The sequence below is a fragment of the Micromonospora sp. DT44 genome, from assembly GCF_049841635.1.
Lineage (GTDB): Bacteria > Actinomycetota > Actinomycetes > Mycobacteriales > Micromonosporaceae > Micromonospora.
Window position 1 is genome coordinate 42,380 of sequence record NZ_JBNCKS010000029.1, and the last position, 25,802, is coordinate 68,181.

Here is a 25,802-nt window from a genome sequence, read left to right on the forward strand (position 1 = left end):
CGCGGCCAAGATCCGCGCACGCCACCGCCAAGATCCGCGCAAGGCGCCGCCAAGATCCGCGCAACTTCAGCGAAGTTGCTGCCTCAGACCTCCCGGATGCAGCACTTTCCCCGAAGTTGCGCGGATCATCGCGCATGCCCACCCCGACGGGTGCGAGAGAGCGGACGGGCAGCTGCGACCCGACGGGTAGGGATGCGAGCGCGAACGGACAGCGACGGGACCACGCCTACCGGGTCAGGGGTTCCGGGGCAGCCCGACCCGCGCAGGGATCAAGCCTGACCGCCCGGAACGGGTCGGGCTGCCCCGGAACCCCCACCGCAACAGCTCGGGCCGCCCCGGAAACCGCAGGGGCGACCATCAGTGATCGGCGCTGTTCCAGTCCCGGCCCAGGCCGACCGACACCTCCAGCGGCACCGACAGCGGGTACGCCCCACCCATCTCGCGCCGTACCAGCGCTTCCAGCGCCTCCCGCTCACCGGGCGCGACCTCGAAGACCAACTCGTCGTGCACCTGAAGCAGCATCCGGGAGCGCAGACCGGCGTCGGCGAGGGCCGTGTCGACGTGCAGCATCGCCACCTTGATGATGTCGGCGGCTGATCCCTGGATGGGGGCGTTCAGCGCCATCCGCTCGGCGATGTCGCGACGCTGCCGGTTGTCGCTCACCAGGTCGGGCAGGTAGCGGCGCCGGCCCAGAATGGTCGAGGTGTAGCCGTCCTGGCGGGCCTTGGCGACGACCTGGTGCAGGTAGTCGCGCACTCCGCCGAAGCCGGCGAAGTAGTTCTCCATCAGGCCACGGGCCTCATCGGTGTTGATGCTGAGCTGCTGGGACAGGCCGAACGCGCTGAGCCCGTACGCCAGGCCGTAGTTCATCGCCTTGATCTTGCGCCGCTGGTCCGGAGTGACCTCGTCGACCGGCACGCCGAAGACCGACGAGGCGGTGGCGGCGTGGAAGTCGGCCCCGGAGTTGAACGCCTCGATGAGCGCGTCGTCCGAGGAGAGGTGCGCCATGATCCGCATTTCGATCTGGCTGTAGTCGGCGGTGAGCAGGCACTCGTACCCCGAACCCACCACGAAGGCCCGGCGGATGCGCCGGCCCTCCTCGGTGCGGATCGGGATGTTCTGCAGGTTGGGCTCGGTGGAGGAGAGCCGGCCGGTGGCCGCGACCGTCTGGTTGAAGGTGGTGTGGATCCGAGCGTCGTCGGAGACGGACTTGAGTAGACCGTCCACCGTCGACTTGAGCTTGGCGACGTCGCGGTGGCGCAGCAGGTGGGCCAGCACCGGGTGGGGCTGCTGCGCGTACAGCCACTGAAGAGCGTCGGCGTCGGTGGTGTAACCCGTCTTGATCTTCTTGGTCTTCGGCAGGCCCAGCTCGGTGAAGAGGATCTCCTGCAACTGCTTGGGCGAGCCGAGGTTGAACTCCCGGCCCACCGCCTCGTACGCGCCCTGGGCGGCGGCCTTCACCTCGGCGGCGAAGTGCGCCTCCAACTCGGAGAGGTAGTCGGTGTCGGCGGCGATGCCGGTGCGCTCCATCTCGGCGAGCACCCGCATCAGCGGCAGCTCGACGCCGGCCATCAGCCGCGCGGACTGCTCGCCGTCGCGGGACAGCTCGGCGTCGATGGAGTCGGCGAGGTCAAGGGTGGCGCGGGCCTGAAGCATGAGGTTCTGCTCGGCCACCCCCTCGTCGCCCAGCCCGTCGAGGGTGAGCTGGCCGGTCTCGGGCACGTCCACCCGCAGCTCGCGGTGCAGGTAGCGCAGGGCCAGGTCGGTCAGGTCGTAGGACCGCTGGTCGGGGCGGGCCAGGTACGCGGCGATCTGGGTGTCACGGGCGATGCCGGCCAGCTCCCAGCCGTGCGCGGCGCAGGCCAGCACCGCGGGCTTGCTGTCGTGCAGCACCTTGGGCCGCTGCGCGTCGGCGAGCCAGGACGCGAGGGCGCTCTCGTCGGCGGCGTCGAGCCCGCTGGGGTCGACCCAGGCGGCCGCGCCACCGGCGCTGGCCAGCGCGAGCCCGGTGATCGAGGCGCTGTGCCGGCGGTTGGGGCCGGTGTCGAGCTTGACCGCGAGCCCGACCGGGGTGCCGGTCGGGGCGTGGGCGTCCAGCCAGGCGGTGAGGACGCCCGGCTCGGTGAGCACCTCGCCGGTCAGGTCGAAGCCCGACTCGGCCTCCGGCTCGACGGCCTCCAGGTACTGGTAGAGGCGGTCGCGCAGGATGCGGAACTCCAGGGTGTCGAAGACCTGGTGCACGGCCTCCCGGTCCCAGCCGCCCCAGCGGGTGTCCTCCGGGCGCAGGGGCAGCTCCAGGTCGGAGACGAGGCGGTTGATCTCGTAGTTGCGGATCACGTCGGCGAGCCGCTCCCGCAGGCTGTCGCCGGCCTTGCCCTTGATCTCGTCGGCGCGGGCGATCACGCCCTCCACCCCGCCGTACATGGTGATCCACTTGGCGGCGGTCTTCGGGCCGACGCCCGGGATGCCGGGCAGGTTGTCACTGGTCTCGCCGACCAGCGCGGCGAGGTCGCGGTACTGCTGTGGCCCGACGCCGTACTTCGCCTCGATCGCCGCCGGGTCCATCCGGGCCAGGTCGGAGACGCCCTTGCGCGGGTAGAGGACGGTGATCTGGTCGTCGACCAGCTGGAACGCGTCGCGGTCACCGCTGCTGATCAACACCGACATGCCCTGGTCGCGGGCCTGGCAGGCGAGCGTGGCGATGACGTCGTCGGCCTCGTAGCCCTCCATCTCGACGACCGGGATCTGCAACGCCGCCAGGACCTCCTTGACGAGGCTGACCTGGCCCTTGAAGTCGATCGGGGTCTCGCTGCGGCCGGCCTTGTACTCCGCGTACCGGTCGGTGCGGAAGGACCGGCGGGAGACGTCGAACGCCACGACGATGTGGGTGGGCTGCTCGTCGCGCAGCACGTTGATCAGCATCGAGGTGAAGCCGTAGACCGCGTTGGTCGGCTGACCCGTCGTGGTGGAGAAGTTCTCCACCGGCAGGGCGAAGAACGCCCGGTATGCCAGGGAATGTCCGTCGACGAGGAGCAGGCGCGGCGTCGTAGCTGTCACGGCAGCGACTCTAGTCCGTCGCACCGACAACCCTCGTCGTCGCCTCGCAGACGCGACGAAACGGCCGGCGATCGCTCGCCGGCCGTTTCGTCGTCGGTGACTCAGGCCACGCCGAGGTACGCCTCCTTGACCGCCGGGTCGTGCAGGAGTTCCTGGCCGGTGCCCTCCTTGACGATCCGGCCGGTCTCCAACACGTACCCCCGGTGGGCCCGCGACAGCGCCTGCTGCGCGTTCTGCTCGACCAGCAGGATCGTCGTGCCCTGCTCGTTGATCCGCGTGATGATCTCAAAGATCTGCTGGATCAGCTTGGGCGCCAGCCCCATCGACGGCTCGTCCAGCAGCAGCAGCTTCGGACGGGTCATCAACGCCCGACCCACCGCCAGCATCTGCTGTTCACCGCCGGAGAGCGTGCCACCGGCCTGCTTGCGGCGCTCGTGCAGCCGCGGGAACAGGTCGAACACCATCGCCAGGTCCTTGGCGATGCCGGCCCGGTCCTTGCGGGTGTAGGCCCCCATCTCCAGGTTCTCCAGCACGGTCATACCGGGGAAGACGCCGCGCCCCTCGGGCGACTGCCCGATCCCCCGGATCACCCGCAGGTCGGCGCGCAGCCGGCTGACATCGGTGCCGTCGAACTTGATGCTGCCGCCGGAGATGGCGTGCAACCCGGAGATCGCCTTCATCGTCGTGGTCTTACCGGCGCCGTTCGCACCGATCAGCGCCACGATCTCGCCCTGGTCGACGTGCAGGCTGATGCCGTGCAGCGCCTCGATACGCCCGTAGAGCAGCTTCAGGTTGTCGATCTCAAGCAGCATCCTCGACACCTCCCAGGTACGCAGCGATCACCTTCGGGTCGTCGCGCACCTCGGCCGGCGACCCCTCGGCGATCTTCTGCCCGAACTCCAGCACCACCAGCCGGTCCACCACGCCCATGACCAGTCGCATGTCGTGCTCGATCAGCAGAACGGTGACGCCCGAGTCGCGGATCTTGCGGATCAGCTGAAGCAGGGCCACCTTCTCCGCCGGGTTGAACCCGGCGGCCGGCTCGTCCAGGCAGAGCAGCGTGGGATCGGTCGCCAGCGCCCGGGCGATCTCCAGTCGACGCTGGTCACCGTACGACAGGTTACGGGCCAGGTCGCCGGAGCGACCCTGGATGCCGACGAAGTCCAGCAGCTCGCGGGCCTTGGCCTTGCCCTGCCGCTCCTCCCGCCAGTGCCGCGGCAACCGCAGCAGGGCGCTCGGCACGCTGGTCTTGTGGTTGGCGTCCGCGCCGACCTGCACGTTCTCCAGCGCCGTCATCTCCGGGAAGAGACGGATGTTCTGGAAGGTCCGCGCGATCCCGAGTTTGGTGATCTGGAACCGCTTACGGCCACTGACCTTCTCGCCTCGGAACCGGATCTGGCCGGTCGTCGGGGTGTAGACGCCCGTCATCGCGTTGAAGCAGGTCGTCTTGCCCGCGCCGTTCGGCCCGATCAGCCCGAGGATCTCCCCCTCGTAGAGGGTGAAGTTGACGTCGTTGAGGGCAACCACGCCACCGAACCGCAGCGTGACGTGGTCGACCTCCAGCAGCGGCTTGCGGCCGTCGACCGGGGTGGCCGGCTCGCTGACGGCCTCGTCCGGTGTCGACGAGGTCTCCGCCGGGCTGCCCACCGTCGTCCGCGCGTCGATCGCCATGTCACGCTCGCTGGTGACGTCGCGCTCGCTACCCATCCGTGGCTCACTCAACGACAGCCACCTCCTTCTGCCGGTCCTTGAGCTCGGCGGCACGCCGCCGGTTCGGCCACAGACCCTGCGGGCGGAAGATCATCACGATGATCAGCAGGACCCCGAAGATGAAGTACCGCAACGACGTCGGGCTGACGTCGAAGTCGTTGCCGAAGACGGTGGCCGTCTCCGGCAGACCGAAGACGTCACCCACCGACCGCAGCCACTCCGGAATGTAGATGACCAGGAAGCCGCCGAGGATCGCGCCACCGATGCTGCCGGCGCCACCGAGCAGCACCGCCGCCAACACCAGAATCGAATTCTCCAGGGAGAACGTGGACGAGTTGACGAAGTTGGCCTGACCGGCCCACAACGTGCCGGACAGTCCGCCGACCGCCGCGCCGATCGCGAACGCCCACAGCTTGAACCGGAACGTCGGCACACCCATCAGCTCCGCCGCGTCCTCGTCCTCACGGATCGCCACCCAGGCGCGACCGACCCGGCTGTTGGCCAGGTTCCGGATCAGGAAGACCGCACCGATGATCACGGTGAGCAGCAGCCAGTAGTACGGCTTGAACTCGAACTGGAAGATGGCCGTCCCGTCCGGGTACTTGCCCGGCGGGTGTCCCACCTGCGGGATGCCCCGGTCGCCGTTCAGGACCCAGTCCTGGTTCTTGGCGACGATCCGGATCATCTCCGCGAAACCGAGGGTCACGATCGCCAGATAGTCACCCCGCAGCCGCAGCGTCGGAGCCCCGAGCAGCACACCGGACAAAAGCGCCAGTGCGATCGCGATCGGCACCGTGACCAGCCACGGCCACGGGCTCTCGAACCAGTTGTACTCGGTGATGAGCTTGCTCTCCGGCGACGTCAACAACGCCACCGTGTACGCGCCGACGGCGAAGAAGCCGAAGAACCCCAGGTCCAACAGACCCGCGTAGCCCACCACGACGTTGAGACCGAGCGACAGCAGCACGATCCACGCGCAGTAGAACAGCACCGCCGCCATGTCGTTGCGCGTGGTGTACAGCGGAATCCACAGACCCGGGATGTTCAGGTACTCGTAGAACCACTTGTTCGGCAGGATGTAGAGGAAGGCGAGGAAGGCCAGCAACCCGGTGATCCGGGCGGACTTCGGCAGCCCGTCGACCCGCCGACCGATGGCACTCGAAGCGGAGTGCCAGCGCTCTCGCAGAGCGGTCATGCCCGCGCCCTCCCCAACGACTCGCCCAGCAGGCCGGTCGGCCGGAACATCAGCAGGACGATCAGCACCACGAACGCGATGAGATCCCGCCACTGCGAGCCGAAGAGCGCCGAGCCGTAGTTCTCGACCAGACCCAGCAGGATGCCGCCGATCGCCGCACCCCGCAGGTTGCCGATACCGCCCAGCACCGCGGCGGAGAACGCCTTGAGCCCGAGCAGGAAGCCGATGTTGTAGCGGGTGTTTCCGCTCTTCATGTCACTGAAGACGGCGGCGACGCCGGCCATCAGACCGCCCAGCACGAAGACCAACGCGATCACCCGGCTCTTGTTGACACCCATCAGCGCGGCGGTGTTGGCGTCCTGCGCGACCGCGCGGATGCCCTTGCCGAAGCGCGTGCGGTTAACGAACCAGTCCAGCCCGACCATCATGATGATGGCCACGCTCAGCGTCAGCATCTGCACCGGCGTGACGCTCCAGCCACCGATCTTGAACAAGGTGTCGGCCGGCAGCAGGGCCGGCGAGCCGACCTGCCGACGCTGGGTCAGCGTCCCCAACAACTCCATCAGGGCGTACGACGCGCCGATGGCGGTGATGAGGAAGGCCAGCGGCGGCGCGTTGCGGCGCCGTAGTGGCCGGTAGGCGGTAACCTCGATCAGCAGCGCGACGCTGCCGGACAGCAACGCGGCCGCCACGATCGCGAGGGCGATCAGGAGCAGCGCGCGACCGACCGACGGAGCGCCGCTGTTGCTGTCCAGCCCGAAGGCCGCCCAGGTCCAGATGGCACCGAACGTGCCGATCATGAAGACCTCGGAGTGCGCGAAGTTGATCAGGCGAAGTACGCCGTAGACGAGGGTGTAGCCGAGGGCGATGAGCGCGTAGATCGCACCCTGCACCAACCCGGTTGTGGTCAGTTCCGGGAAGCCCCGGACGAGTTCTGCAAAGTCCACCGATGCTCCGAAGGGTGTTGCGTTGAGCCGATGCGGCCGGGGTTACGCACCCCGGCCGCATCGAACCAACTCTGTTCGTCACGCCCTCAAACCTGTGACCCTGGCGGGATCAGGCCTTCGGGATCTCCACGTCAGGAGCCCACGCGCCGGCCTTCGCCTTGAAGGCCCACACCTTGACCTGTGCCGGGTCCAGCTCGCCGTTCGGCTCCCACTTGTAGGTCACGCCAGAGGCGGAACCGGCCTTGTTGTAGGTGGAGAGGAAGGCCTGGATGTCGGCGCGGGTGGTCTTGCCGGCCTTGATCGCCTCAAGGTAGATGTTGGCCAGGTCGAACGAGACGTCGGCGTACACGCCCGGGTCCACGCTGTACTTGGCCTTGAAGTCGGTCACGAACGTGCCCTTGGCAGCGGTCGCCGGGCCACACGGGCAGGTGGCGATGGTGCCCTCGACGTCCTTCTGACCGGCGACCGACAGCATGTTCGCGTCGTTGATGCCGTCACCACCGATGAACGTGCCGGTCCAGCCCGCAGCCCGCAGCTGCTTCAGGAACGGCGCCGCCTCCTCGGTGTAACCGCCGTAGAAGAGAACAGCGGCACCGCTGGTCTTGACCTTGGAGATCTGCGCACCGAACTCCTGGGCGTTGTCGACCACCTTGTCGGTGCCGATGACCAGCGAGCCGAGGCCCTTCTTGACCTCGTCGGCCAGACCCGCGCCGTACGCCGACTGGTCGTCGATGACGAACGCCTTGTCAGACTTCAGCACGTTCTTGATGTAGCTGGCGACGGCCGGGCCCTGGGAGAAGTCGTTACCCACACCGCGGTGGAAGACCTTCCAGCCCTTCGTCGACAGGCTCGGCCGGGTGGCCGACGGGCTGATGACGGCCAGACCTGCGGTGTCGAAGATCGGCAGCGCGACCTCGCTTTCACCGGAGAACGCCGGGCCCACCATCGCCACGATCTTCGTGTCGGCCGCCGCGCTGGTCGCGAGACCACCCGCGAGGTCGGCCTTGCCCTGCGAGTCGAACGCCTGAACGCTGACCTTGCAGTCCGCGTTCTCCGCGTTGTACTTCTCCACGGCCAGGTCGGCACCCTGCTTCATCGGGGTGACCAGGCCGGCGTCGGCGCCGGAGAGCGCACCGAAGAAACCGATCTTGAGGTCGCACGCCTTGTTGGCGGAACCTTCCGACGTGCCCTCGTCCTTCTTACATGCGCTGGCGCCGCCGGCAACAAGCGCCAAGATGGCGACGCTGCCGAGGACGCGCACGAAGTTTTGCCTCAAGGCTGGAACCCTCCTCCGTCCAGAAGCCCGGAATCGCCTGACAGAACGCCGAAGGCGACCACGGACCGGACCGTTTACCCGGTCTGGGGCGGGACGTTATCCCACAACCACTACTCCCCGTAAGGTGTCGTAGGCGGCATTGACTCAACCGTTACCAGAGGCGGAAAACCTCGCGTTTAGATGTCACATCGGCGGCTGTCGACAACTCGTCAAACGGGCCCAGAAGGCGCGAACCACACCCGCGCCGCCACCCCGTCGTCGACGGTGACCACCATCCGACCGTCCGCTGCCGCGACCGCCGCCGACGTGTCCCCACCAGCGGAAACGTGACCCGGCAGGGTCACCGGCGCCCACGACGAGGCGTCCCCGGCGGACCGCCACAGCCGGTGCCCGTCGCTCGCCACCGTCATCGCCAGCACCACGCCACCGTCGCCGGCAACCGCCTCGACACCCGCCACCGCGCCCGCGCCCGTCGCCCCGAAATCCGCGACCGCCCGCCATTCTTCGGCTCCGACCGTCGCCTCAGGCGACCATTTCCAGGCGTGAAATGCGCTCCCCCGCACCCCCAGGGCGTACACCACGGCACCCACCCGGACGAGACGCTGCACGACCTCGTCCGCACCCGTCGCCGGCAATGCCGTCCGCGTCCACGCCCGGCCGTCGGCCGACGACCAGACGTACGGATCACGGTCGGCCCGACCCGCCGGCCGACCCCCGCCCGCGACCAACCAGCCATCGGGCGCCGCCACCACATCCGTGGCGATCGTCGTCAACCCCGCGTCACTGGCCAACCCCGGAGCATCGTCGACCAGCCCGAAGTCGGTCGCGTCCGCGGAACGCCACACCGCCGCCCCACCCGTGCGGGCGCCCGCGATCAGCCACCCGCCAACGCCACCCGCGATACGGCTCGCGCTGACCGCCTCCGGTCCGCCGTACAGCTCGAACTCCGCCGGCACCTCGGACAGACCACCGTCGGCGTCCTGCCGCCACGTCCGTACCCGCGGATTGCCGTGCGCGCCACCCGACCGCGCCCCGATGACGGCGATCCGACCCTCGTGACAGCCAACCGCGTACAGGATCGCGCGCTCGCCGTAGTAGCTGATCGGCCGCAACGGCAGCGTGGTCCACACCCGACCGTCCACACTCCGCCAGGCGGCCGGCCGGGTTCCACCATCGGGCGCACCCACCGCGCCGACGGCGTACCACCGACCCGCGCAGGCGGTCACATCACGCGCGATGAGCCGACCCGGTGCACCCGGGGGCACCGGCAGATCCGCCATCTCCCACCGTGGACGCACCGGTTCGGGGAGCCGCCCGTCGTCGGCGGCCCGGCAGCCGGCGAGCAGCGTGACGACAACCCCGACCACCGCGACCGTACGCCGGACCGACACGCAACTGATGCTATCGATCCGATCAGCCGCCGCCGAGGATCGACCAGCGTTCAGACGGACGGTTGCTGCGCCACCTCGCCGCCGGCGGTCTCCGCGAGGATCCGCTCGGCGACCTCCTTCATGGTCATCCGGTGGTCCATCGCCGTGCGCTGGATCCACTTGAACGCCTGCGGCTCGGTCATCCCGTACGTCGTCATCAGCGCGCCCTTGGCGCGCTCCACCGTCTTGCGGATCTCCAGGCGGTCGGTCAGGCTCGCGACCTCGGCCTCCAGGGCCGCGACCTCCGAATACCGCGACAACGCGATCTCCACCGCCGGGACCAGGTCACTCTTCTGGAAAGGCTTCACGAGGTACGCCATCGCGCCCGCCGCCCGCGCCCGCTCCACCAGATCCCGCTGGCTGAACGCGGTGAGGATGATCACCGGAGCGATCCGCGCGCCCGCGATGCGCTCGGCGGCGGCCAGCCCGTCCATGATCGGCATCTTGATGTCGAGAATGACGAGGTCGGGCTTCAGCTCCTCGGCGAGGCGTACGGCGGTCTCGCCGTCGCCGGCCTCCCCCACCACCTCGTAGCCCTCTTCGACCAGCATCTCGGCGAGGTCCAGCCGGATCAGCGCCTCGTCCTCGGCGATCAGTACGCGCCTGCGCTCGGCATCCGTCGGCGTCTCAGCCACCAGCCCTACCCCCACCAGTTAGAACCCGACACCCGCCCAGCCGGGTGTCACCGCCCTCAGCGTAGTAGGTAACCTATGGAAGGCCACCAGAGCATTCGGCCAAGCCGTCCCCGTATTCCAATCGGCAGAGAAACGGAGCTCAAACCTCCGACAGTGTGGGTTCGAGTCCCACCGGGGGCACCAAAAGTGTCGTACGATTGTTCCAAAATCCAGCTGTGCACCCACCCGAGCTACGTCTACGAGCGAGGCAACAGCACCTGTCCGGCAGCACCGTGGCCGAGGTCGCCCGACGCCTAAGACTCCCCTACCCTACGGTCCGAGGCTGGTGTAGAGGTGCGGTGCCGAGCGAGCACGGCACCGCGTCACGCTGCTTTCGCTGCCGGCCGGACGTCGACATTCAGACAGATCCCGCTGCGTACCTCTACCTGCTCGGCCTCTACCTGGGCGATGGACACTTGGTCACATCCGCCCGCGTTCCGGTACTTCGGATCGCCTGTAGCGACACCTGGCCGGGACTGATCGAGGCCTGCGATACCGCGATGCGGCACGTGCTGGCTGCGAAGGTGCAGCGCGTTCAACAGGCCGGCTGCGTCAGCGTGCAGAGTTACGGCACACACTGGCCGTGTCTGTTTCCGCAGCACGGTCCCGGCAAGAAGCACGAGCGGCCGATCGTCCTGGCCGACTGGCAACGGTCGCTCGTCGAGAGCCACCCGGGCGACTTCGTGCGCGGCCTGTTCCACTCCGACGGCTGCCGGTTCGCCAACCGGGTGACGGTGCGGGGCAAGGAGTACGTCTACCCGCGCTACATGTTCGTCAATGAGTCGACCGACATCATGGGGCTCTGCCAGTGGAGCCTGGACCTGCTCGGTATCGCCTGGCGGATGAACCGGCGCAACTGCCTGTCGGTGGCGCGGCGCGACGCCGTCGTCGCGCTGGATCGGCACGTCGGCCCGAAGTCCTGACCAGGGTCACGCGCGGGCCATGGCCGGCGCGCCGAGGAAGTCCATGATCGCCTTGTTGACCTCGTCGGCGTGGGTCCACGGGATCCCGTGCGGGGCGCCCTTGAGGGTGACGAGTGTGCCGTCGGGCAGCATCGGGGCGAGCCGTTGGCCGGTCACCGGGCAGGGCAGCACGGCGTCCTGGTCGCCCTGGACGATGAGGATCGGCACGTTGATCCGGGGCACGTCGGCGCGGAAGTCGGTGGAGATGGTGTCGATGCACTGGTACATCGCACGGGCGGAGGCGAGCCGGCCGATGGTCCAGTGCGCCTTGAACGCTTCCTCGCTGACCTGCTTGCCCTTGGTCTGCTCGTAGTTGAAGAAGCTGGTGCAGAAGGCGGTGAGGAAGGCGAACCGGTCGGCCACGATGGCCTGCTTGAAGCCGTCGAGGACGCTGCCGTCGACGCCGTCGGGGTCGTCCGCGGTCTTGCGCAGGAACGGCGCAAGAGGGGAGAGCAGGATTCCCCGGCTGACCCGGTCGGAGCCGTACCTGCTGAGGTAGCGGGTCACCTCGCCGGTGCCCATGGAGTGGCCCACGAGGATGGTGTCGCGCAGGTCCAGCTCGGTCATGAGGGTGTCGAGGTCGGCCGTCAGGGTGTCGTAGTTGTACCCGGTGTCCGGTTGGCCGGAGGCGCCGAATCCGCGGCGGTCGTAGGTGATGACCCGGTAGCCGGCCTTGAGCAGGGGGTTGGCGACCTTCTCCATGGTCGCGCCGTTGAAGGGGAAGCCGTGGATGAGCACGACGGGTTGGCCGGAGCCGTGGTCCTCGTAGTAGATGTCGATGGCGGTGTTGTTTTCGGTGCCCACGGTGATGAACGGCATGTTCGTCCCCCTCGAGTCGGTCCGGCGTTGTCGGCCGCCGTGGCTTTCCGCGGGCCTTGACGGTCATGCCGATCGTGGGAGCCTGTGGCGGGACCGATGACAGGGGTGGATCTGATGCGGGTGGTCATCTTCGGTGCGACCGGCATGGTCGGTCAGGGCGTGTTGCGGGAGTGCCTGCTCGCCGAGGACGTGCGGGAGGTGCTCACCATCGGTCGCCGGCCGACCGGCCAGCGGGAGGAGAAGCTGCGGGAGTTGACCGTCACCGACGTCGGTGACCTGGAGTCGGTACGGGCCGAGCTGACCGGCGTCGACGCCTGCTTCTACTGCCTCGGTGTGTCGTCGCTCGGTCTGGACGAGGCGGCGTACACCCGGATCAGTTTCGACTACCCGATCGCCGCCGCCCGACTGTTTGCCGAGGTGAGCCCGCAGGTCACGTTCGTCTACGTCTCCGGCGTCGGCACCGACCCGACCGGTCAGGGTCGGGTGATGTGGGCGCGGGTCAAGGGCCGCACCGAGAACGCGGTCATGGAACTGCTGCCCAACGGGTACGCGGCGCGGCCGGGATTCATCCAGCCGACGTACGGGGCGGTGTCGCGGACGCGGCCCTACCGGATCGGGTACGCGGTGACCCGTCCGCTGTTTCCGGTGTTGCGGCGGCTGCTGCCGAACCAGGTGACGACCACCGACGGGATCGGCCGGGCGATGTTGCGGGTGGCGCGGGAGGGCTCGCCGACCCGGGTGTTGGGCAACCGCGAGCTGCGCTGATCAGGCGATCGCGTCGAGGGCCTGGGCCAGGTCGACGCGGAGGTCCTCGGGGTCTTCGAGGCCGACGGAGAGGCGCAGCAGCGCGCCGTCCGGCTTCGCGTCGCCCTCGACGGGTCGGTGGGTGAGCGAGGCGGGGTGCTGGATGAGGGTGTCGACGCCGCCGAGGGACACGGCGTGGGTGATGAGTCGGCAGGAGGCGGCGACGGTGGCGGCGGCGGACGCGCCGCCGCGTACCTCGAAGGCGAGGAGGCTGCCGGGTCCGGACATCTGCCGGCCGACGAGCGCCGCCGGGTCGCGCATCGAGGGGTGGTGCACCCGGTGTACGGCGGGGTGGTCGGCGAGCCAGCCGGCGAGTTTCTCGGCGGTGGCCTGTTGGGCGCGGACCCGCAACGGGAGTGTCTGCAGGCCGCGGTGCAGGAGGTAGCCGCCGAGGGGGTGCAGGATTGCGCCGGTGACGGCGCGGACCTGGCGCAGGCGCACCGCCCAGGCCTCGTCGCAGGCGACGACGCCGGCGAGGACGTCGCCGTGCCCGCCGATGCTCTTCGTGGCGCTGTGCAGGACGAGGGCGGCGCCGTGCCGGGCGGGTTGTTGCAGGACGGGGGTGGCGACGGTGTTGTCGACGAGCAGGGGCACGTCGCCGGCCGCCACGGCGAGGGTGGCGATGTCGACGAGGTCGAGGGTGGGGTTGGCCGGTGTCTCGATGACGACCATCGCGGTGTCGGGGCGGATGGCGGTGGCGACCTGGTCGGGGTGGGCCCAGGTGACGGTGGTGCCGAGCAGACCGGTGGCGAGGACGTGGTCGGTGCCGCCGTAGAGCGGGCGGACGGCGACGATGTGGCGGTGGCCGTCGCGGGTGGCGGCGAGCAGGGTGGCGGTGAGGGCGGCCATGCCGCTGGCGAAGGCGACCGCCTGTTCGGTGCCTTCGAGGGCGGCGAGGGCGGTTTCGAAACGGGCGACGGTGGGGTTCCAGAGCCGCTGGTAGACGGCGCTGGCGTCGGCGGGCAGGGTGCCGCCGGTCGCGAGGTGTTCGTAGGCGTTGCCGCCGTCGTCGACCGACGGCAGTGGGTTGGTGGTGGAGAGGTCGATCGGTGGTACGTGCACGCCGAGCGTGCGCAGGTCGTCGCGGCCGGCGTGTACGGCCCGGGTGTCCACCGTCGTCATGCGGGTAGGGTCGAACATCCGCCGGCACGGGAGCAACAGTTTGGTAGATGATTCTGTTGGGGGCCCTGGTTTCGGCCGGTGGTTCGGAGGACGATGCTCGGATGCCCTCTGAGTCGAACGATGTGCGGCCGTATCCGGCCCTGGACGAGGTGGACCGCGCGATCCTCGCCGAGTTGGTGGCGGACGGCCGGTTGCCGAACAATGCGCTCGCCGAGCGGGTGGGGGTGGCGCCGTCGACGTGTCTGACGCGTACCCGGGCGTTGCGCGAGCGTGGGGCGATCCGGGGCTTCCACGCGGAGGTGGATCCGGCGGCGTTGGGCCTGCCGTTGCAGGCGCTGGTGTCGGTGCGGTTGACGGCGCACGAGCGGGCGGCGGTGGACGCGTTCCGGGCGCGGTCGGTGCGGCTGCCCGGGGTGGTGTCGGTGTTCCACGTGGCGGGCGCGGAGGACTACGTGCTGCACGTGCGGGCCGCGTCGGGTGACGCGTTGCGGGATTTCGTGCTGGACCATCTGGCGGTCGATCCGGTGGTGCAGCACACGCAGACCAGCCTGATCTTCGAGCAGGCGCGTGGGGTGGGCTGAGCCGCCGTCGGAATGAACGGGCAGGCCGGGGAGTTGGCACTGCGTGTGATCACCGTACCGTTGTCTGTTCTTGATCTTGCCCCGGTTGCCAAGGGCGCCACCGCCGGCGCGGCGTTGCAGGCCACCACCGAGCTGGCCCGACGCACCGAGGAGCTCGGCTATCACCGCTTCTGGGTGGCCGAGCACCACAACATGCCGGCGATCGCCAGCTCCGCGCCGGCGGTCCTGCTGGCGCACCTGGCGGCGAACACGTCGACCATCCGGCTGGGTTCCGGTGGGGTGATGCTGCCGAACCACGCGCCGCTGGTGGTGGCCGAGCAGTTCGGCACCCTGGAGGCGCTGCACCCGGGCCGGATCGACCTGGGCATCGGCCGGGCCCCGGGCACCGACCAGGTGACCGCGCTGGCGTTGCGGCGCACCATGGAGGGCCTGTCCGCGGAGGGTTTCCCGCGTGAGCTGGCCGACCTGATGAACTATTTCAGCGGCGAGCAGCCGGGGCAGATCGTCGCCACCCCGGGTCGCGGCGAGCAGCCGGCCGTGTGGCTGCTGGGGTCGAGCGGCTTCAGCGCCCAGTTGGCCGGCCTGTTGGGTCTGCCCTTCTCGTTCGCGCACCACTTCAGCGCGGCGAACACGCTGCCGGCGCTGGCGCTGTACCGGCAGAACTTCCGGCCGTCGCAGTGGCTGGACAAGCCGTACGCGATGGTGGCCGTCAACGCGGTCTGCGCCGACACCGACGAGCGGGCCGAGTGGCTGGCCGGGCCGAGCGCGCTGTCGTTCCTGAAGCTGCGTTCCGGTCGGCCGGAGCCGTTGTCGACGCCGGACGAGGCGGCGGCGTACCCGTACACGGAGTTCGAGCGGGAGTTCGTGCTGCAACGGCGCGAGGGTCAGGCGATGGGATCGCCGGAGACGGTGCGGCGGCAGCTCACCGAGTTGCAGGAGCGCACCGGCGCGGACGAGCTGATGCTCACCACGCTCGTGTACGACGTGGCCGACCGGGTGCGGTCGTACGAGTTGATCGCCGAGAAGGTGGCCGGGGGCCTGCGTCGGGACGCGTGAAACACGATCTTCACGTCAGCGTCACTCCCGCGACCCGGACGGTGCCTAATGTTGGTTCCGGTGGTGGTACGGCATTCCCGGTCGGGACGGGTCGGGAATGCCGCGGTGTGGAGCACCGGGCTGCAGCTGTGCGGATTCCGCGGCTGCGGCCCGGTGCCTGCCACCTTAGGCGAACTCGATCAGGACCGCCAGGGTTAGATCAGCGTAGGTAGATGTTCGGGGTGGGTGGGCCCGCCATCTGATCGCCGATGAAGAACCCCGGGTGCGGCGGCTGGTTGTAGGCGGTGTTCTGCCACGCGATCGCCACCCGGTACTGCGGGTCGTGCATCAGGGTGTAGATCCGGGTGCTGGTCGGAGTGGGTGTGCTGTAGATGCGCAACGCCCGACTGTCGGTGGTCCGCCAGATCACCTCCTCGCGCCAGTCGCCCAGGATGTCGCCGGAGAGCGACGGCGTGGACTTGGTGCCGTTGTTGGACGCGACCCCGCTGCCGTCGAGCAGTCGGGTCTCGCCCCCGGTGCCGTACTTGTCGATCCTCGTGGCGTCCAGCAGCTCCCGGACGGGGTCACCGTCCCACCAGGCGAGGAAGTTCGTCGACGACGGCTTGCGGCCGATGTTCTGCCCACGGGTGTTGGCGAGGCCGGAGACCGCCGCGGACCAGGACTCCGCGCCGGGGCTGCCGGCCCAGATGTCCGCCGAGACGCCCCGGCCGTTGTCGCCGGAGGCCGGCGTGGACCACAGGATCTGACCGGTACGGGCGTCCGCGAACCACGAGCTGGGCTTGCTGCCGTCCTCGTCGACCTTGAACACCTCCAGGCCGGCGCGACCCGGGTCGAGATCCCCGACGTGCATCGCGTCGCCGTGCCCGTTGCCCGTCGAGTAGAGCAGCCGCCCGTTGTCGTCGATGGTGGCGGCGCCGTAGACGATCTCCTGGCGGCCGTCGCCGTCGACGTCGGCCACGGAGAGCTGGTGGTTGCCCTGGCCGGCCGCCGCGCCGTTGCCGGAGGAGTTCGAGTCGAACGTCCAGCGCTTGGTCAGCGAGCCGTTGCGGTAGTCCCAGGCCGCGATCACCGCCCGGGTGTAGTAGCCCCGCGCCATGATCAGTGACGGGCGCTGGCCGTCCAGGTACGCGGTGCCGGCGAGGAACCGGTCCACCCGGTTGCCGTACGAGTCGCCCCAGGACGACACGGTGCCGCGCGGCGGGTCGTAGTTGACGGTGGATGCGATCGCGCCGGTCTGGCCGTTGAACACGGTCAGGTACTCCGGGCCGGACAGCACGTAACCGCTGGAGTTGCGGTAGTCCGCCGACGACGAGCCGATGAGCTGGCCGGTGCCGGAGCGGGTGCCGTCGGCGGTCTTCATGGCCACCTCGGCGCGACCGTCGCCGTCGTAGTCGTACACCTGGAATTGCGTGTAGTGCGCGCCGGCCCGGATGTTGCGGCCGAGGTCGATGCGCCACAGCCGGGTGCCGGTCAGGGTGTACGCGTCGACGTAGACGTTGCCGGTGTAGCCGGACTGGGAGTTGTCCTTGGCGTTCGACGGGTCCCACTTGAGGACGATCTCGTAGCTGCCGTCACCGTTGAGGTCGCCGACGGAGGCGTCGTTGGCGCTGTAGGTGTAGCTCTCCCCGCTGGGTGTGGTGCCGCCCGCCGGCACCTGGAGGGGCACGTCCAGGTAGCCGTTGGCGAACTGCAGGGCCGGCGCGGACGCCGCCTGCTCGGCGCCGCCCACCACGGCCCGCACGGTGTACGTCGAGCCGGCCGCCGCGCCGCTGTCGAGGTAGTTGGTGGCGCCGGTGATGGGGTTGGCGTTGACCCTGGTCGAGCCGCGGTAGAGGTTGAACGACACGCCGGAGGTCTCGGTGCCGAGCAGACGCCAGGAGACCAGGTTGCCGTTGCCCGAGCGGACGCTGACCAGCCCTCGGTCGAGGTTCTCCAGCTGTTTCGCCCCGGGCCCAGGGGTGGGTGGTGGCGTGGTCGGCGGTGGCGTCGTGGGTGGCGGTGTGGTGGGTGGCGGTGTGGTCGGCGGCGGGGTGGTGGGTGGTGGAGTCGTGGGCGCCGGGGTGGTCGGGTCGCCCGTGGGAGGCGCTCCGGTGCAGGTGACGCCGTTGAGCGTGAAGCTGGCCGGTGCCGGATTGCTGCTCGTCCAGGAGGCGTTGAACCCGAACGAGGCGGTGCCGTTGGTGGCGAGCGCGCCGTTGTAGTCGACGTTGCGCGCGCTCACCTGCGCGCCGGACTGGCTGACGGTGGCGTTCCACGCCTGGGAGACCTGCTGGCCGGCGGCGTAGGACCAGGCGAGGGTCCAGCCGTTGATCTCCTCGCCGAGGTTGGTGATGGTGACGTTGGCGCCGAAGCCGCCCTGCCACTGGTTGGTGACCTGGTAGTCGACGCGACAGCCGACGGCGGCGGCCGAGGCGACGACCGTGCCGACGGTGCCGGCCACGACGACTGCGGCCGTCGAGGCGGCGAGCAGGGTCAGCCGTTGTCTTGACGGGTGCATGAACTGCCTCCGGGGGATCCGGTGGTGACCGCTGTTGGCCCACCTGCCCTGCCCGGGAAGCACGGTGGACGGTCCGCCGCGGCGGCGACGGAACGGCGATCTGGTCGGGGGTTGACGCCCTGGAACTCGGATCCGGCTCAGCCGCATCGTAGGGCAAGCGCTTTCCGGTCCGCAATATCGACGACCGTCACCCCGTGCGGCTCTTGACCCTGGCCCACGCCGCCTGATCGACTCGACCGGATGAGCGCCCCACACATGGACCCGGACGAGTTCCGCCGCGCCGGCCACGCCGTCGTCGACTGGATCGCCGACTACTGGACGACGCTGCACCAGCGACCGGTCACCTCCGCCGACCCGCCGGGCACGGTGGCCGAGGCCCTACCGGGCTCGCCGCCCACCACGGGCGGCGAACCGGTCGAAGCGCTCCTCGCCGACCTGGACACCATCGTCCTGCCCGGGCTGACGCACTGGCAGCACCCCGGCTTCTTCGGCTACTTCCCGGCGAACACCTCCGGTCCGAGCCTGCTCGGTGACCTGGTCAGCTCCGGTCTCGGGGTGCAGGGCATGATGTGGGCGACGAGCCCGGCCTGCACCGAACTCGAGACGGTCATGATGGACTGGCTGGCCGAGCTGCTCGACCTGCCGCCGCGCTTCTCCTCGACCGGCCCCGGTGGCGGCGTCATCCAGGACTCGGCGTCCTCGGCGACACTGGTGGCCACCCTCACCGCGCTGCACCGCGCCAGCGGGGGTCGTTGGCGCGCGACCGGCATCGACCGGCGCTACCGCGCGTACACGTCGGTCCACGGGCACTCCTCGATCGAGAAGGCCGCGCGGATCGCCGGACTGGGTGCGGACGGGGTCCGGGCGCTCGACGTGGACCCGGACACGCAGGCGCTGCGCCCGGACGCGCTGCGCGCGGCGATCGAGGCGGATCTGGCCGTCGGGGACGTACCCGCCATCGTGGTCGCGACCATCGGCACGACCTCCACCACCGCCATCGACCCGGTGGCGGAGATCGGGGCGATCTGCACCGAGTACGGGATCTGGCTGCACGTCGACGCGGCGTACGCGGGCTCCGCCGCCGTGTGCCCCGAGCTGCGCTGGTCGCACACCGGCCTGGAGTACGCCGATTCGTACTGTTTCGACCCGCACAAGTGGCTGCTCACCGGCTTCGACTGCGACGCGTTCTGGGTCGCCGACCGCAGCGAACTGGTCGAGGCGCTGACCGTGCTCCCGGAGTACATGCGCAACGCCGCCTCGGAGTCGGGAGCGGTGCTCGACTACCGGGACTGGCAGGTACCGCTGGGCCGTCGGTTCCGCGCCGTCAAGCTGTGGTTCGTGCTGCGCTGGTACGGCGTCGAGGGGCTGCGGGCGCACATCCGCTCGGGCGTGGCCCTGGCCGCCCGGTTCGCCGATCACCTTCGCGCCGACGAGCGGTTCGAGCTGGCCGCGGCGCACCCGTTCTCGCTGGTCTGCTTCCGACTGCGGGGCGACGACGACACGAACGCCGAGCTGCTGTCCCTGGTGAACGCCACCGGGCGGGCACATCTGACCCACACCCGGGTGGCCGGCCGGTACACGCTGCGGCTGGCCGTCGGCTCACCGCAGACCACCGCGGCGCACATCGACGAGACGTGGACGCTGCTCGCCGAGGCGGCGGACAAGCTGCTGACGCGCTGACGGCCCGGGCGCTACCGCCTGCCCGGCTGCCGTCGGCAGGGCTGATGACCGGCGGCGCGCCGCATCTCGTCCCGTGCGGGGGCGAGGACCCAAATGAGCGTGATGCCGGTGAGTCATCTTGATGACTCACCGGCATCACGCTCACCGGGGAAAGGCACCCCGCCGCGAACACCGGCGGGAAACACCGAGTCGACCGCCGTCACCAGAAGCCGCCGCGCGGGTCAGCGCGCTCCCGGCGTTCCGGCCACGCTGAGATCGGCCGGCGCGCTGCCGTCGGCGGCTCCGGGGGTGACGGAGGCCGACTCAGGAAGCACCGGCAATCCAGCGGCGGGTGCCGTGGCCGTTACGGTGGCAGCCGCGACGGTCGCGTGGGCTCGACGGGTGCGCCGCAGGGCGCGTACGGCGAAGACCAGCGCGGTCAGCCAACCGGCGGTCAGCAGGACGTACAGGGTGGGGCGGAGCGGGCCGCCCAGCTCGGCCGACCGGATCAGGGTGCGGGCGTTGGTCAGCACGATGACGCCACCGACCGCCGCGCCCAGCAGTTGGGCGGGCACGATACGCACCAGCCAGGCGGCCAGCGGAGCCGCGATGAGCCCGCCGATGAGCAGGGCGACGACGGTGGGGAGGAGGAACCCCTCCGTTCCCAGCCCGATCAGGAAGCCGACGCTGGCGGCGCCGGCCACCACGAACTCGGCGGTGTCGACCGAGCCGATCACCTTGCGGGGCTCCAGGCGACCGGAGACCAGCAGCGCCGGGGTGGCGACCGGACCCCACCCGCCGCCGCCGGTCGCGTCGACGAAGCCGGCGACCAGGCCCAGGGGGCCGAGGAAGCGTCCGCGCAGCCGTCCGCCGACCCGAGGAGTACGCAGCGGTCGGGCGAAGCGCACCAGCAGGTACGCGCCCAGCGTGAAGAGGATGGCGGCCATCCACGGCGCGGCTGACTCGGTGGAGATCGAGCTGAGCAGCGTGGCCCCGGCGAACGCGCCGATCGCGCCGGGCAGGGCGATGCGGGTGACCACCCGCCAGTCGACGTTGCCGAACCGCCAGTGCGCGAACCCGGCCGCGAGCGTGGTGCCGATCTCGGCCAGGTGCACCGACGCCGAGGCGGCGGCGGGCGCGACCCCGACGACCAGCAGCAGAGTGGACGAGGTCAACCCGTACGCCATGCCGAGCGAACCATCGATCAACTGTGCGACGAGCCCGACCAGAGCGAGGACCAGTAGCTTGCGCACGAGCGCCCCCTGACTTTTCGGTATCTCCTATCGACTTGGTCGACAATGCGGCACGGCAGAGCCGGGGTCAAGTGTCTGATCGGTGGATGGGATGCCAACAGGTCGGCGTTGACGCGTCAGTCCGGGGAGGCGTCAGGTCCAGGCGCGCGGGTCGGCGGCCAGCTCGGTGACCCGCGCGGGCAGCGCCCCCGCGGCCACGTCGGCGACGCTGACCAGTTCCAGGATCTCGCGCTCGCTGGCGCGCAGCGCGATCCAGACCTCCTGGAGAGCGCGGGCCGGACCGTGGTAGCCGAGCTGTTCGGGGCGCTGCCCCCGCACGTGCGCGAGCGGCCCGTCGATCACCCGGATCACCTCCGCGAGAGAGATCTCCTCGGCCGGGCGGGCCAGCCAGTAGCCACCCTCCGGACCGCGCTGGGCGTGCACGATGCCACCCCGGCGCAGCTGCAACAGGATGCTCTCCAGGAACTTCGGCGGGATCTCCTGCGCACGGGCGATCTGGTCGGCGGTGACCGGCCGGCCCCGCCCGGGGCCGCTGGCCGTCGCGGCCAACTCGGCGGCCGCGCGGAGGGCGTAGTCGACCCGGGCGGAGAGACGCATGCCGGCAAGGTTAGCCCGCAGGTCATCCGCCGGTACCGGCGACCCTCAACCGATCGGCCACGCATCGACGGACAAGCAATTACGCCGCACACCTTGATCCATTACCCGGTGGGGCCCGAAAGGCCGATTCCGAACGTCCCTATGCTGGGCGGGCAGTGCGCCTGTCCGGCCGGTTGGTGGAGTTCGGACCGGACGTTGATTAACCCCCGGGGGGAAGGCAACACGATGACCGATGTCGCCACACGCACCTGGGATGGCATGACCATCCCGATCGCCGGCAGCTACCGCCTCGATCAGGCGCACAAGCGGATCGGTTTCCTGTCCCGTCACATGATGGTGAGCCCCGTGCGCGGCGAGTTCGCCGAGGCGACGGCGGAGATCACGGTCGGGGAGGATCCGCTGCGCTCGGGGGTGACCGCCACGATCGCGTCGGCGAGCATCTCCACCGGCAGCGCCGACCGGGACACCCACCTGAAAAGCGCCGACTTCCTCGACGTGGAGCGTTATCCCACTCTCGAATATCGAAGCACGGGGATCACGTGGCAGAGCAATGACGACCCGATCTTCTACTGGGCGCGCCTGCGCAACCACAAACTCGGCGGACGAGGCAGAAGTCACAATCCTCCGCCGCAGTCCGAGCCCAATCGTTTCGTGCTCGCCGGTGAGTTGACGGTGAAGGGAATCACCCGCGCGGTGAACCTACAGGTGAATTTCGGCGGCGCGCGGCGTGATCCGTACGGGCAGAACATCTTCGGATTCAGCGCGACCGCCGAGATCAACCGTGAGGACTACGGCCTGCTCTGGAACGTCGCCCTGGAGAGCGGCGGCGTCCTCGTCGGCAAGACCGTGCAGATCGAGATCGCCGGTGAGGCCATCCACCAGGCGTGACCGGTCGGGTCAGGCGCCGACGCGGCGCAGCAGACCCTCCTGGACGGCGCTGGCGATCTGCCGGCCGTCCGTGGTGAACATCCGGCCGGTCGCCAGCCCTCGCGCGCCGGACGCCGACGGGCTCCAGCAGTCGTAGAGGAACCACTCGTCGGCACGGAACGGCCGGTGGAACCACAGCGCGTGGTCCAGGCTCGCGCCGACCAGGCCGCCCGGCCCCCACACCTCGCCGTGCACGGACAGCACCGAATCCAGCAGGGTGAGGTCGGAGGCGTACGTGAGCGCGCACGCGTGCAGCAGCGGGTCGTCGGGCAACTTGCCGTCGATGCGCATCCAGACCCGCTGGTGCGGGTCGGCCGGCCGGTCACCGGGGCGGACCCAGCCGGGCTCCCCCACGTAGCGCACGTCGATCGGGCGGGGGATCTGCCCCCAGATGCCCAGGCGCTCGGGGTAGCGGGAGAGCCGGTCGGACATCGTCGGCACGTCCTGCGGCGGCGGCACGTCCAGCGGGGCGGGGGCCTGGTGGTCCAACCCCTCCTCGGCCCGTTGGAACGACGCCGACATGAAGAAGATCGGCCTGTCGTGCTGGAGAGCGACCGCGCGACGCACCGAGAACGACCGGCCGTCGCGGATGTTCTCCACCTGGTACTCGATCGGCTCGGCCGGATCGCCGGGGCGGACGAAGTAGCCGTGCAGCGAGTGCACGAAGCGTTCCGGGCCCACCGTGCGGCCGGCGGCGACCAGGGCCTGACCGGCAACCTGGCCGCCGTACACCCGCTGTGGACCGACCGGAGGGCTCATCCCCCGGAAGGTCATCTCACCGGTCGGGTCGAGGTCCAGCACGTCCAGCAGCTGGTCGACAGCCGCCTGGCCGACCGCGACCCGACCGTCGCTCACTGCAGCGCCCGCGCCGACGCCGCGTCGACCAGCGAGCCGAGCTGGTGCACGCGCAGCGTGTTGGTCGAGCCGGGGGTGCCGGGCGGGCTGCCCGCCACGATCACCACGTAGTCACCGGGGTTGGCCCGGTCGAGGCCGAGCAGCGCCTGGTCGACCTGGCGGAACATGTCGTCGGTGTGCTGCACGAACGGCATCAGGAAGGTCTCCACGCCCCAGGTGAGGGCGAGCTGGTCGCGCACCTCGGGGACCGGCGTGAAGGCCAGCAGCGGCAGGTCGCAGTGCAGGCGGGACAGCCGTCGCACGGTGTCGCCGGTCTGCGAGAACGCGACGAGCGCCTTGGCGTTGATGGCCCGGGCGATCGACGAGGCGGCCACGGTGAGCGCGCCGCCGTGCGTCCGCGGGTCGTGCTGCAGACGCGGCACGCCGATCGAACCGGCTTCGGTGGTCGTCACGATCTTGGCCATGGTGCTGACGGTGAGCACCGGATACTTGCCGACGCTGGTCTCGCCGGAGAGCATGACCGCGTCCGCGCCGTCGAGCACCGCGTTGGCGACGTCCGAGGCCTCCGCCCGGGTGGGGCGGGAGTTCTCGATCATGGAGTCGAGCATCTGGGTGGCCACGATGACCGGCTTGGCGTTCTCCCGGCACAGCTGCACGGCGCGCTTCTGCACCAGCGGGACCTCGTCCAACGGCATCTCGACACCGAGGTCGCCACGGGCGACCATCACGCCGTCGAAGGCCAGCACGATGGCCTCGAGGTGCTCCACGGCCTCCGGCTTCTCGACCTTGGCGAGCACCGGGCGGAAGACGCCCTCCTCGGCCATGATGTTGTGCACGAGCTTGATGTCCTCGGCCGAGCGCACGAACGAGAGCGCCACCAGGTCGACACCGAGGCCCAGGGAGAAGCGCAGGTCCTCGGCGTCCTTGTCCGACATCGCGGGCACGCTGACCGCCACGTTCGGCAGCGAGACGCCCTTGTTGTTGGAGACCGGGCCGCCCTCGGTGACGAGGCAGCGGATGTCGTTGCCGGTGACGTCGGTGACCTCGACGGCGACCCGACCGTCGTCGATCAGCAGCCGGTCGCCGGGCTTCACCTCGTGCGGCAGCCGGGTGTAGGTGCAGGAGACCCGCTCCTTGGTGCCCAGGATGTCGTCGCCGGTGATCACGACCGAGTCACCGGTGCGCCACTCGTGCGGGCCGTCGGCGAACTTGCCGAGCCGGATCTTGGGGCCTTGCAGGTCGGCGAGGACGGCGACGGGCTTTCCCGCTGCCTCCGACGCCTCCCGGACCAGTCGGTAGACCGCCTCGTGGTCGGCGTGGCTGCCGTGGCTGAAGTTGAGTCTCGCCACGTTCATGCCGGCCTCGACGAGGCCCCGGATGCGCTCCGGGGACGAGGTGGCGGGTCCAAGAGTGCAGACGATCTTCGCGCGGCGTGTCACGCCCATCAGGCTAGTCTCTCCTTCAGGTCGGACTCGGGGCCGACCCCTTGCAGGCAGTGGAACAGGTGTCCAACGACGCGTGGCACGCGTCGGGCCGGCGGGCGCAAGCGCACCGGAACGTTGTGGCGACGGGCAACGGCGACCGCGCGCCGGGAATCGTACGCCTCCGCGCGGAGCCGGTGTCGGGCCGCTCCCGGCGACGGCCCTCTCCGACGCCCCCGGGACACCTCGAGCGGGCACGGCGGTGAGCAGGTCACGCGGCCCGTGCGCCGCCCGGCCGGCCGGGGACGGCCGACCCACGCCGTACGCGCGACGGTAACACCGGCGCCGGCCACGACGCCGTCACCGGCCTGACACCCGTCTCTGGCCGGACGGTCAGTTACCGGCCTTGACCAGCGGGAACTCCAGCGAGCCGGCCGGGCAGAGGAAGGTCAACACGTCCACCCGGTAGAGGCCGGCCTGCACCGCCGGGTCGGCCTCCAACACGCTGCGCACGTCCTCGACGCTGCCGGTGCGGGCCAGCCCGAAGCCGATCGGCGGCTCCGGCGTCCGGGCCGGGCCGTCCACCGAGCCGGAGACCAGGATGATTCCCCGGCGCTGCAGCGCCTGGATGTGCTCGGCGTGCTCGGCCTGCAACCGCTGCACGGTCTCCGGGGGCAGGGCCCGTCCGGCCGCGCCCGGATAGATCACGATGCACTCGTACGTGTCGAGCGCGAAGTCGACCTGCGGCACCTGCGGCATGGGCCCTCCCTCCGCCGTCGCGCCGGCCCGGTCCGACGCCGACCGCCCGAGCCGGCGTCACCGGCACGCGCCCAGCCTCGCACGCCGCAAGGGGCGGTACCCGCCGCTCCGCGCAACTCCCCCAGGTCGGTCCCCGGGACCGACGGCATCCGGACACGGGCACGCGGGCGCGGCCGGTGTGATCACCGGCTACGGTGGACG

22 protein-coding genes and 1 tRNA gene are annotated in these 25,802 nt (G+C 70.2%); 7 read left to right on the forward strand and 16 right to left on the reverse strand.

Annotated elements, in window-relative coordinates:
* Positions 1–357: 357 nt before the first annotated feature.
* The 8 genes from polA to ACLQ25_RS18100 form a co-directional block, all read right to left on the reverse strand.
* Positions 358–3,057: a DNA polymerase I gene (gene polA, locus ACLQ25_RS18065; RefSeq protein ID WP_425732016.1), complete on the reverse strand. Its 2,700-nt coding sequence runs from the start codon at positions 3,055–3,057 to the stop codon at positions 358–360.
* 101 nt (positions 3,058–3,158) lie between these two features.
* Positions 3,159–3,869 (reverse strand): ABC transporter ATP-binding protein, encoded by a 711-nt coding sequence (locus ACLQ25_RS18070; protein ID WP_425732017.1) that lies wholly within the window; start codon positions 3,867–3,869, stop codon positions 3,159–3,161.
* Complete coding sequence (locus ACLQ25_RS18075; protein WP_425732049.1) at positions 3,859–4,728, reverse strand: ABC transporter ATP-binding protein; 870 nt, start codon at positions 4,726–4,728, stop codon at positions 3,859–3,861. Before ACLQ25_RS18075 ends, ACLQ25_RS18070 begins: the two co-directional genes overlap by 11 nt.
* Positions 4,729–4,771: 43 nt before the next feature.
* Entirely contained in the window at positions 4,772–5,962 is a 1,191-nt protein-coding gene (locus tag ACLQ25_RS18080; RefSeq protein WP_355049549.1) for a branched-chain amino acid ABC transporter permease, read from the reverse strand.
* Positions 5,959–6,909 (reverse strand): branched-chain amino acid ABC transporter permease, encoded by a 951-nt coding sequence (locus ACLQ25_RS18085; protein WP_425732018.1) that lies wholly within the window; start codon positions 6,907–6,909, stop codon positions 5,959–5,961. Before ACLQ25_RS18085 ends, ACLQ25_RS18080 begins: the two co-directional genes overlap by 4 nt.
* 109 nt (positions 6,910–7,018) lie before the next feature.
* Entirely contained in the window at positions 7,019–8,185 is a 1,167-nt protein-coding gene (locus ACLQ25_RS18090) for a branched-chain amino acid ABC transporter substrate-binding protein (RefSeq protein ID WP_425732019.1), read from the reverse strand.
* Between the two features lie 209 nt (positions 8,186–8,394).
* Positions 8,395–9,576: a hypothetical protein gene (locus tag ACLQ25_RS18095; protein WP_425732020.1), complete on the reverse strand. Its 1,182-nt coding sequence runs from the start codon at positions 9,574–9,576 to the stop codon at positions 8,395–8,397.
* A 50-nt stretch (positions 9,577–9,626) separates the two neighbouring features.
* On the reverse strand, positions 9,627–10,250 hold the full coding sequence (locus ACLQ25_RS18100) for an ANTAR domain-containing response regulator (RefSeq protein ID WP_355049623.1): 624 nt from the start codon (positions 10,248–10,250) through the stop codon (positions 9,627–9,629).
* A 106-nt stretch (positions 10,251–10,356) separates the two neighbouring features.
* Here ACLQ25_RS18100 and ACLQ25_RS18105 point away from each other — a divergent pair.
* A tRNA-Leu gene (locus tag ACLQ25_RS18105) sits at positions 10,357–10,433 on the forward strand.
* Between the two features lie 356 nt (positions 10,434–10,789).
* Positions 10,790–11,212 (forward strand): hypothetical protein, encoded by a 423-nt coding sequence (locus tag ACLQ25_RS18110; RefSeq protein ID WP_425732021.1) that lies wholly within the window; start codon positions 10,790–10,792, stop codon positions 11,210–11,212.
* Between the two features lie 6 nt (positions 11,213–11,218).
* On the opposite strand, the gene ACLQ25_RS18115 is transcribed toward ACLQ25_RS18110, so the two are convergent.
* Entirely contained in the window at positions 11,219–12,070 is an 852-nt protein-coding gene (locus ACLQ25_RS18115; RefSeq protein WP_425732022.1) for an alpha/beta fold hydrolase, read from the reverse strand.
* Between the two features lie 96 nt (positions 12,071–12,166).
* Here ACLQ25_RS18115 and ACLQ25_RS18120 point away from each other — a divergent pair, with 96 nt between their 5' ends.
* Positions 12,167–12,835 carry an NAD-dependent epimerase/dehydratase family protein gene (locus ACLQ25_RS18120; RefSeq protein WP_425732023.1) on the forward strand — a complete coding sequence of 223 codons (669 nt, stop codon included), beginning with the start codon at positions 12,167–12,169 and terminating at the stop codon, positions 12,833–12,835.
* On the opposite strand, the gene ACLQ25_RS18125 is transcribed toward ACLQ25_RS18120, so the two are convergent.
* On the reverse strand, positions 12,836–14,014 hold the full coding sequence (locus ACLQ25_RS18125) for a trans-sulfuration enzyme family protein (RefSeq protein ID WP_425732024.1): 1,179 nt from the start codon (positions 14,012–14,014) through the stop codon (positions 12,836–12,838). It lies immediately after the preceding gene.
* Positions 14,015–14,097: 83 nt separating this feature from the next.
* Between ACLQ25_RS18125 and ACLQ25_RS18130 the strand changes: the two genes are divergently transcribed.
* Entirely contained in the window at positions 14,098–14,577 is a 480-nt protein-coding gene (locus ACLQ25_RS18130; protein WP_355049541.1) for an Lrp/AsnC family transcriptional regulator, read from the forward strand.
* A gap of 45 nt (positions 14,578–14,622) precedes the next feature.
* A complete protein-coding gene (locus tag ACLQ25_RS18135; RefSeq protein ID WP_425732025.1) occupies positions 14,623–15,633 on the forward strand; it encodes an LLM class flavin-dependent oxidoreductase in 1,011 nt (336 codons plus the stop codon).
* Positions 15,634–15,832: 199 nt separating this feature from the next.
* Here the strand turns inward: ACLQ25_RS18135 and ACLQ25_RS18140 are convergent, their stop codons facing one another.
* Positions 15,833–18,130, reverse strand: coding sequence for a cellulose binding domain-containing protein (locus ACLQ25_RS18140; RefSeq protein ID WP_425732026.1), 2,298 nt, complete (start codon positions 18,128–18,130; stop codon positions 15,833–15,835).
* Positions 18,131–18,370: 240 nt separating this feature from the next.
* On the opposite strand from ACLQ25_RS18140, the gene ACLQ25_RS18145 reads away from it, so the two are divergent.
* Positions 18,371–19,810, forward strand: a complete 1,440-nt coding sequence (locus ACLQ25_RS18145) for a pyridoxal-dependent decarboxylase (protein ID WP_425732027.1) — start codon at positions 18,371–18,373, stop codon at positions 19,808–19,810.
* Between the two features lie 221 nt (positions 19,811–20,031).
* On the opposite strand, the gene ACLQ25_RS18150 is transcribed toward ACLQ25_RS18145, so the two are convergent.
* Positions 20,032–21,042 carry a sulfite exporter TauE/SafE family protein gene (locus ACLQ25_RS18150; protein WP_425732028.1) on the reverse strand — a complete coding sequence of 337 codons (1,011 nt, stop codon included), beginning with the start codon at positions 21,040–21,042 and terminating at the stop codon, positions 20,032–20,034.
* A 132-nt stretch (positions 21,043–21,174) separates the two neighbouring features.
* Positions 21,175–21,639, reverse strand: a complete 465-nt coding sequence (locus ACLQ25_RS18155; protein WP_421472247.1) for an RrF2 family transcriptional regulator — start codon at positions 21,637–21,639, stop codon at positions 21,175–21,177.
* A 225-nt stretch (positions 21,640–21,864) separates the two neighbouring features.
* On the opposite strand from ACLQ25_RS18155, the gene ACLQ25_RS18160 reads away from it, so the two are divergent.
* Positions 21,865–22,527 carry a YceI family protein gene (locus ACLQ25_RS18160; RefSeq protein WP_425732050.1) on the forward strand — a complete coding sequence of 221 codons (663 nt, stop codon included), beginning with the start codon at positions 21,865–21,867 and terminating at the stop codon, positions 22,525–22,527.
* A gap of 9 nt (positions 22,528–22,536) precedes the next feature.
* Here the strand turns inward: ACLQ25_RS18160 and ACLQ25_RS18165 are convergent, their stop codons facing one another.
* The 3 genes from ACLQ25_RS18165 to ACLQ25_RS18175 form a co-directional block, all read right to left on the reverse strand.
* Positions 22,537–23,421: an acyl-CoA thioesterase gene (locus ACLQ25_RS18165; RefSeq protein ID WP_425732029.1), complete on the reverse strand. Its 885-nt coding sequence runs from the start codon at positions 23,419–23,421 to the stop codon at positions 22,537–22,539.
* Positions 23,418–24,866 (reverse strand): pyruvate kinase, encoded by a 1,449-nt coding sequence (pyk, locus tag ACLQ25_RS18170; protein WP_425732030.1) that lies wholly within the window; start codon positions 24,864–24,866, stop codon positions 23,418–23,420. The genes ACLQ25_RS18165 and pyk overlap by 4 nt, the downstream gene beginning before the upstream one ends.
* Before the next feature lie 369 nt (positions 24,867–25,235).
* Positions 25,236–25,601: a YciI family protein gene (locus tag ACLQ25_RS18175; protein ID WP_396799256.1), complete on the reverse strand. Its 366-nt coding sequence runs from the start codon at positions 25,599–25,601 to the stop codon at positions 25,236–25,238.
* Positions 25,602–25,802 lie beyond the last annotated feature (201 nt).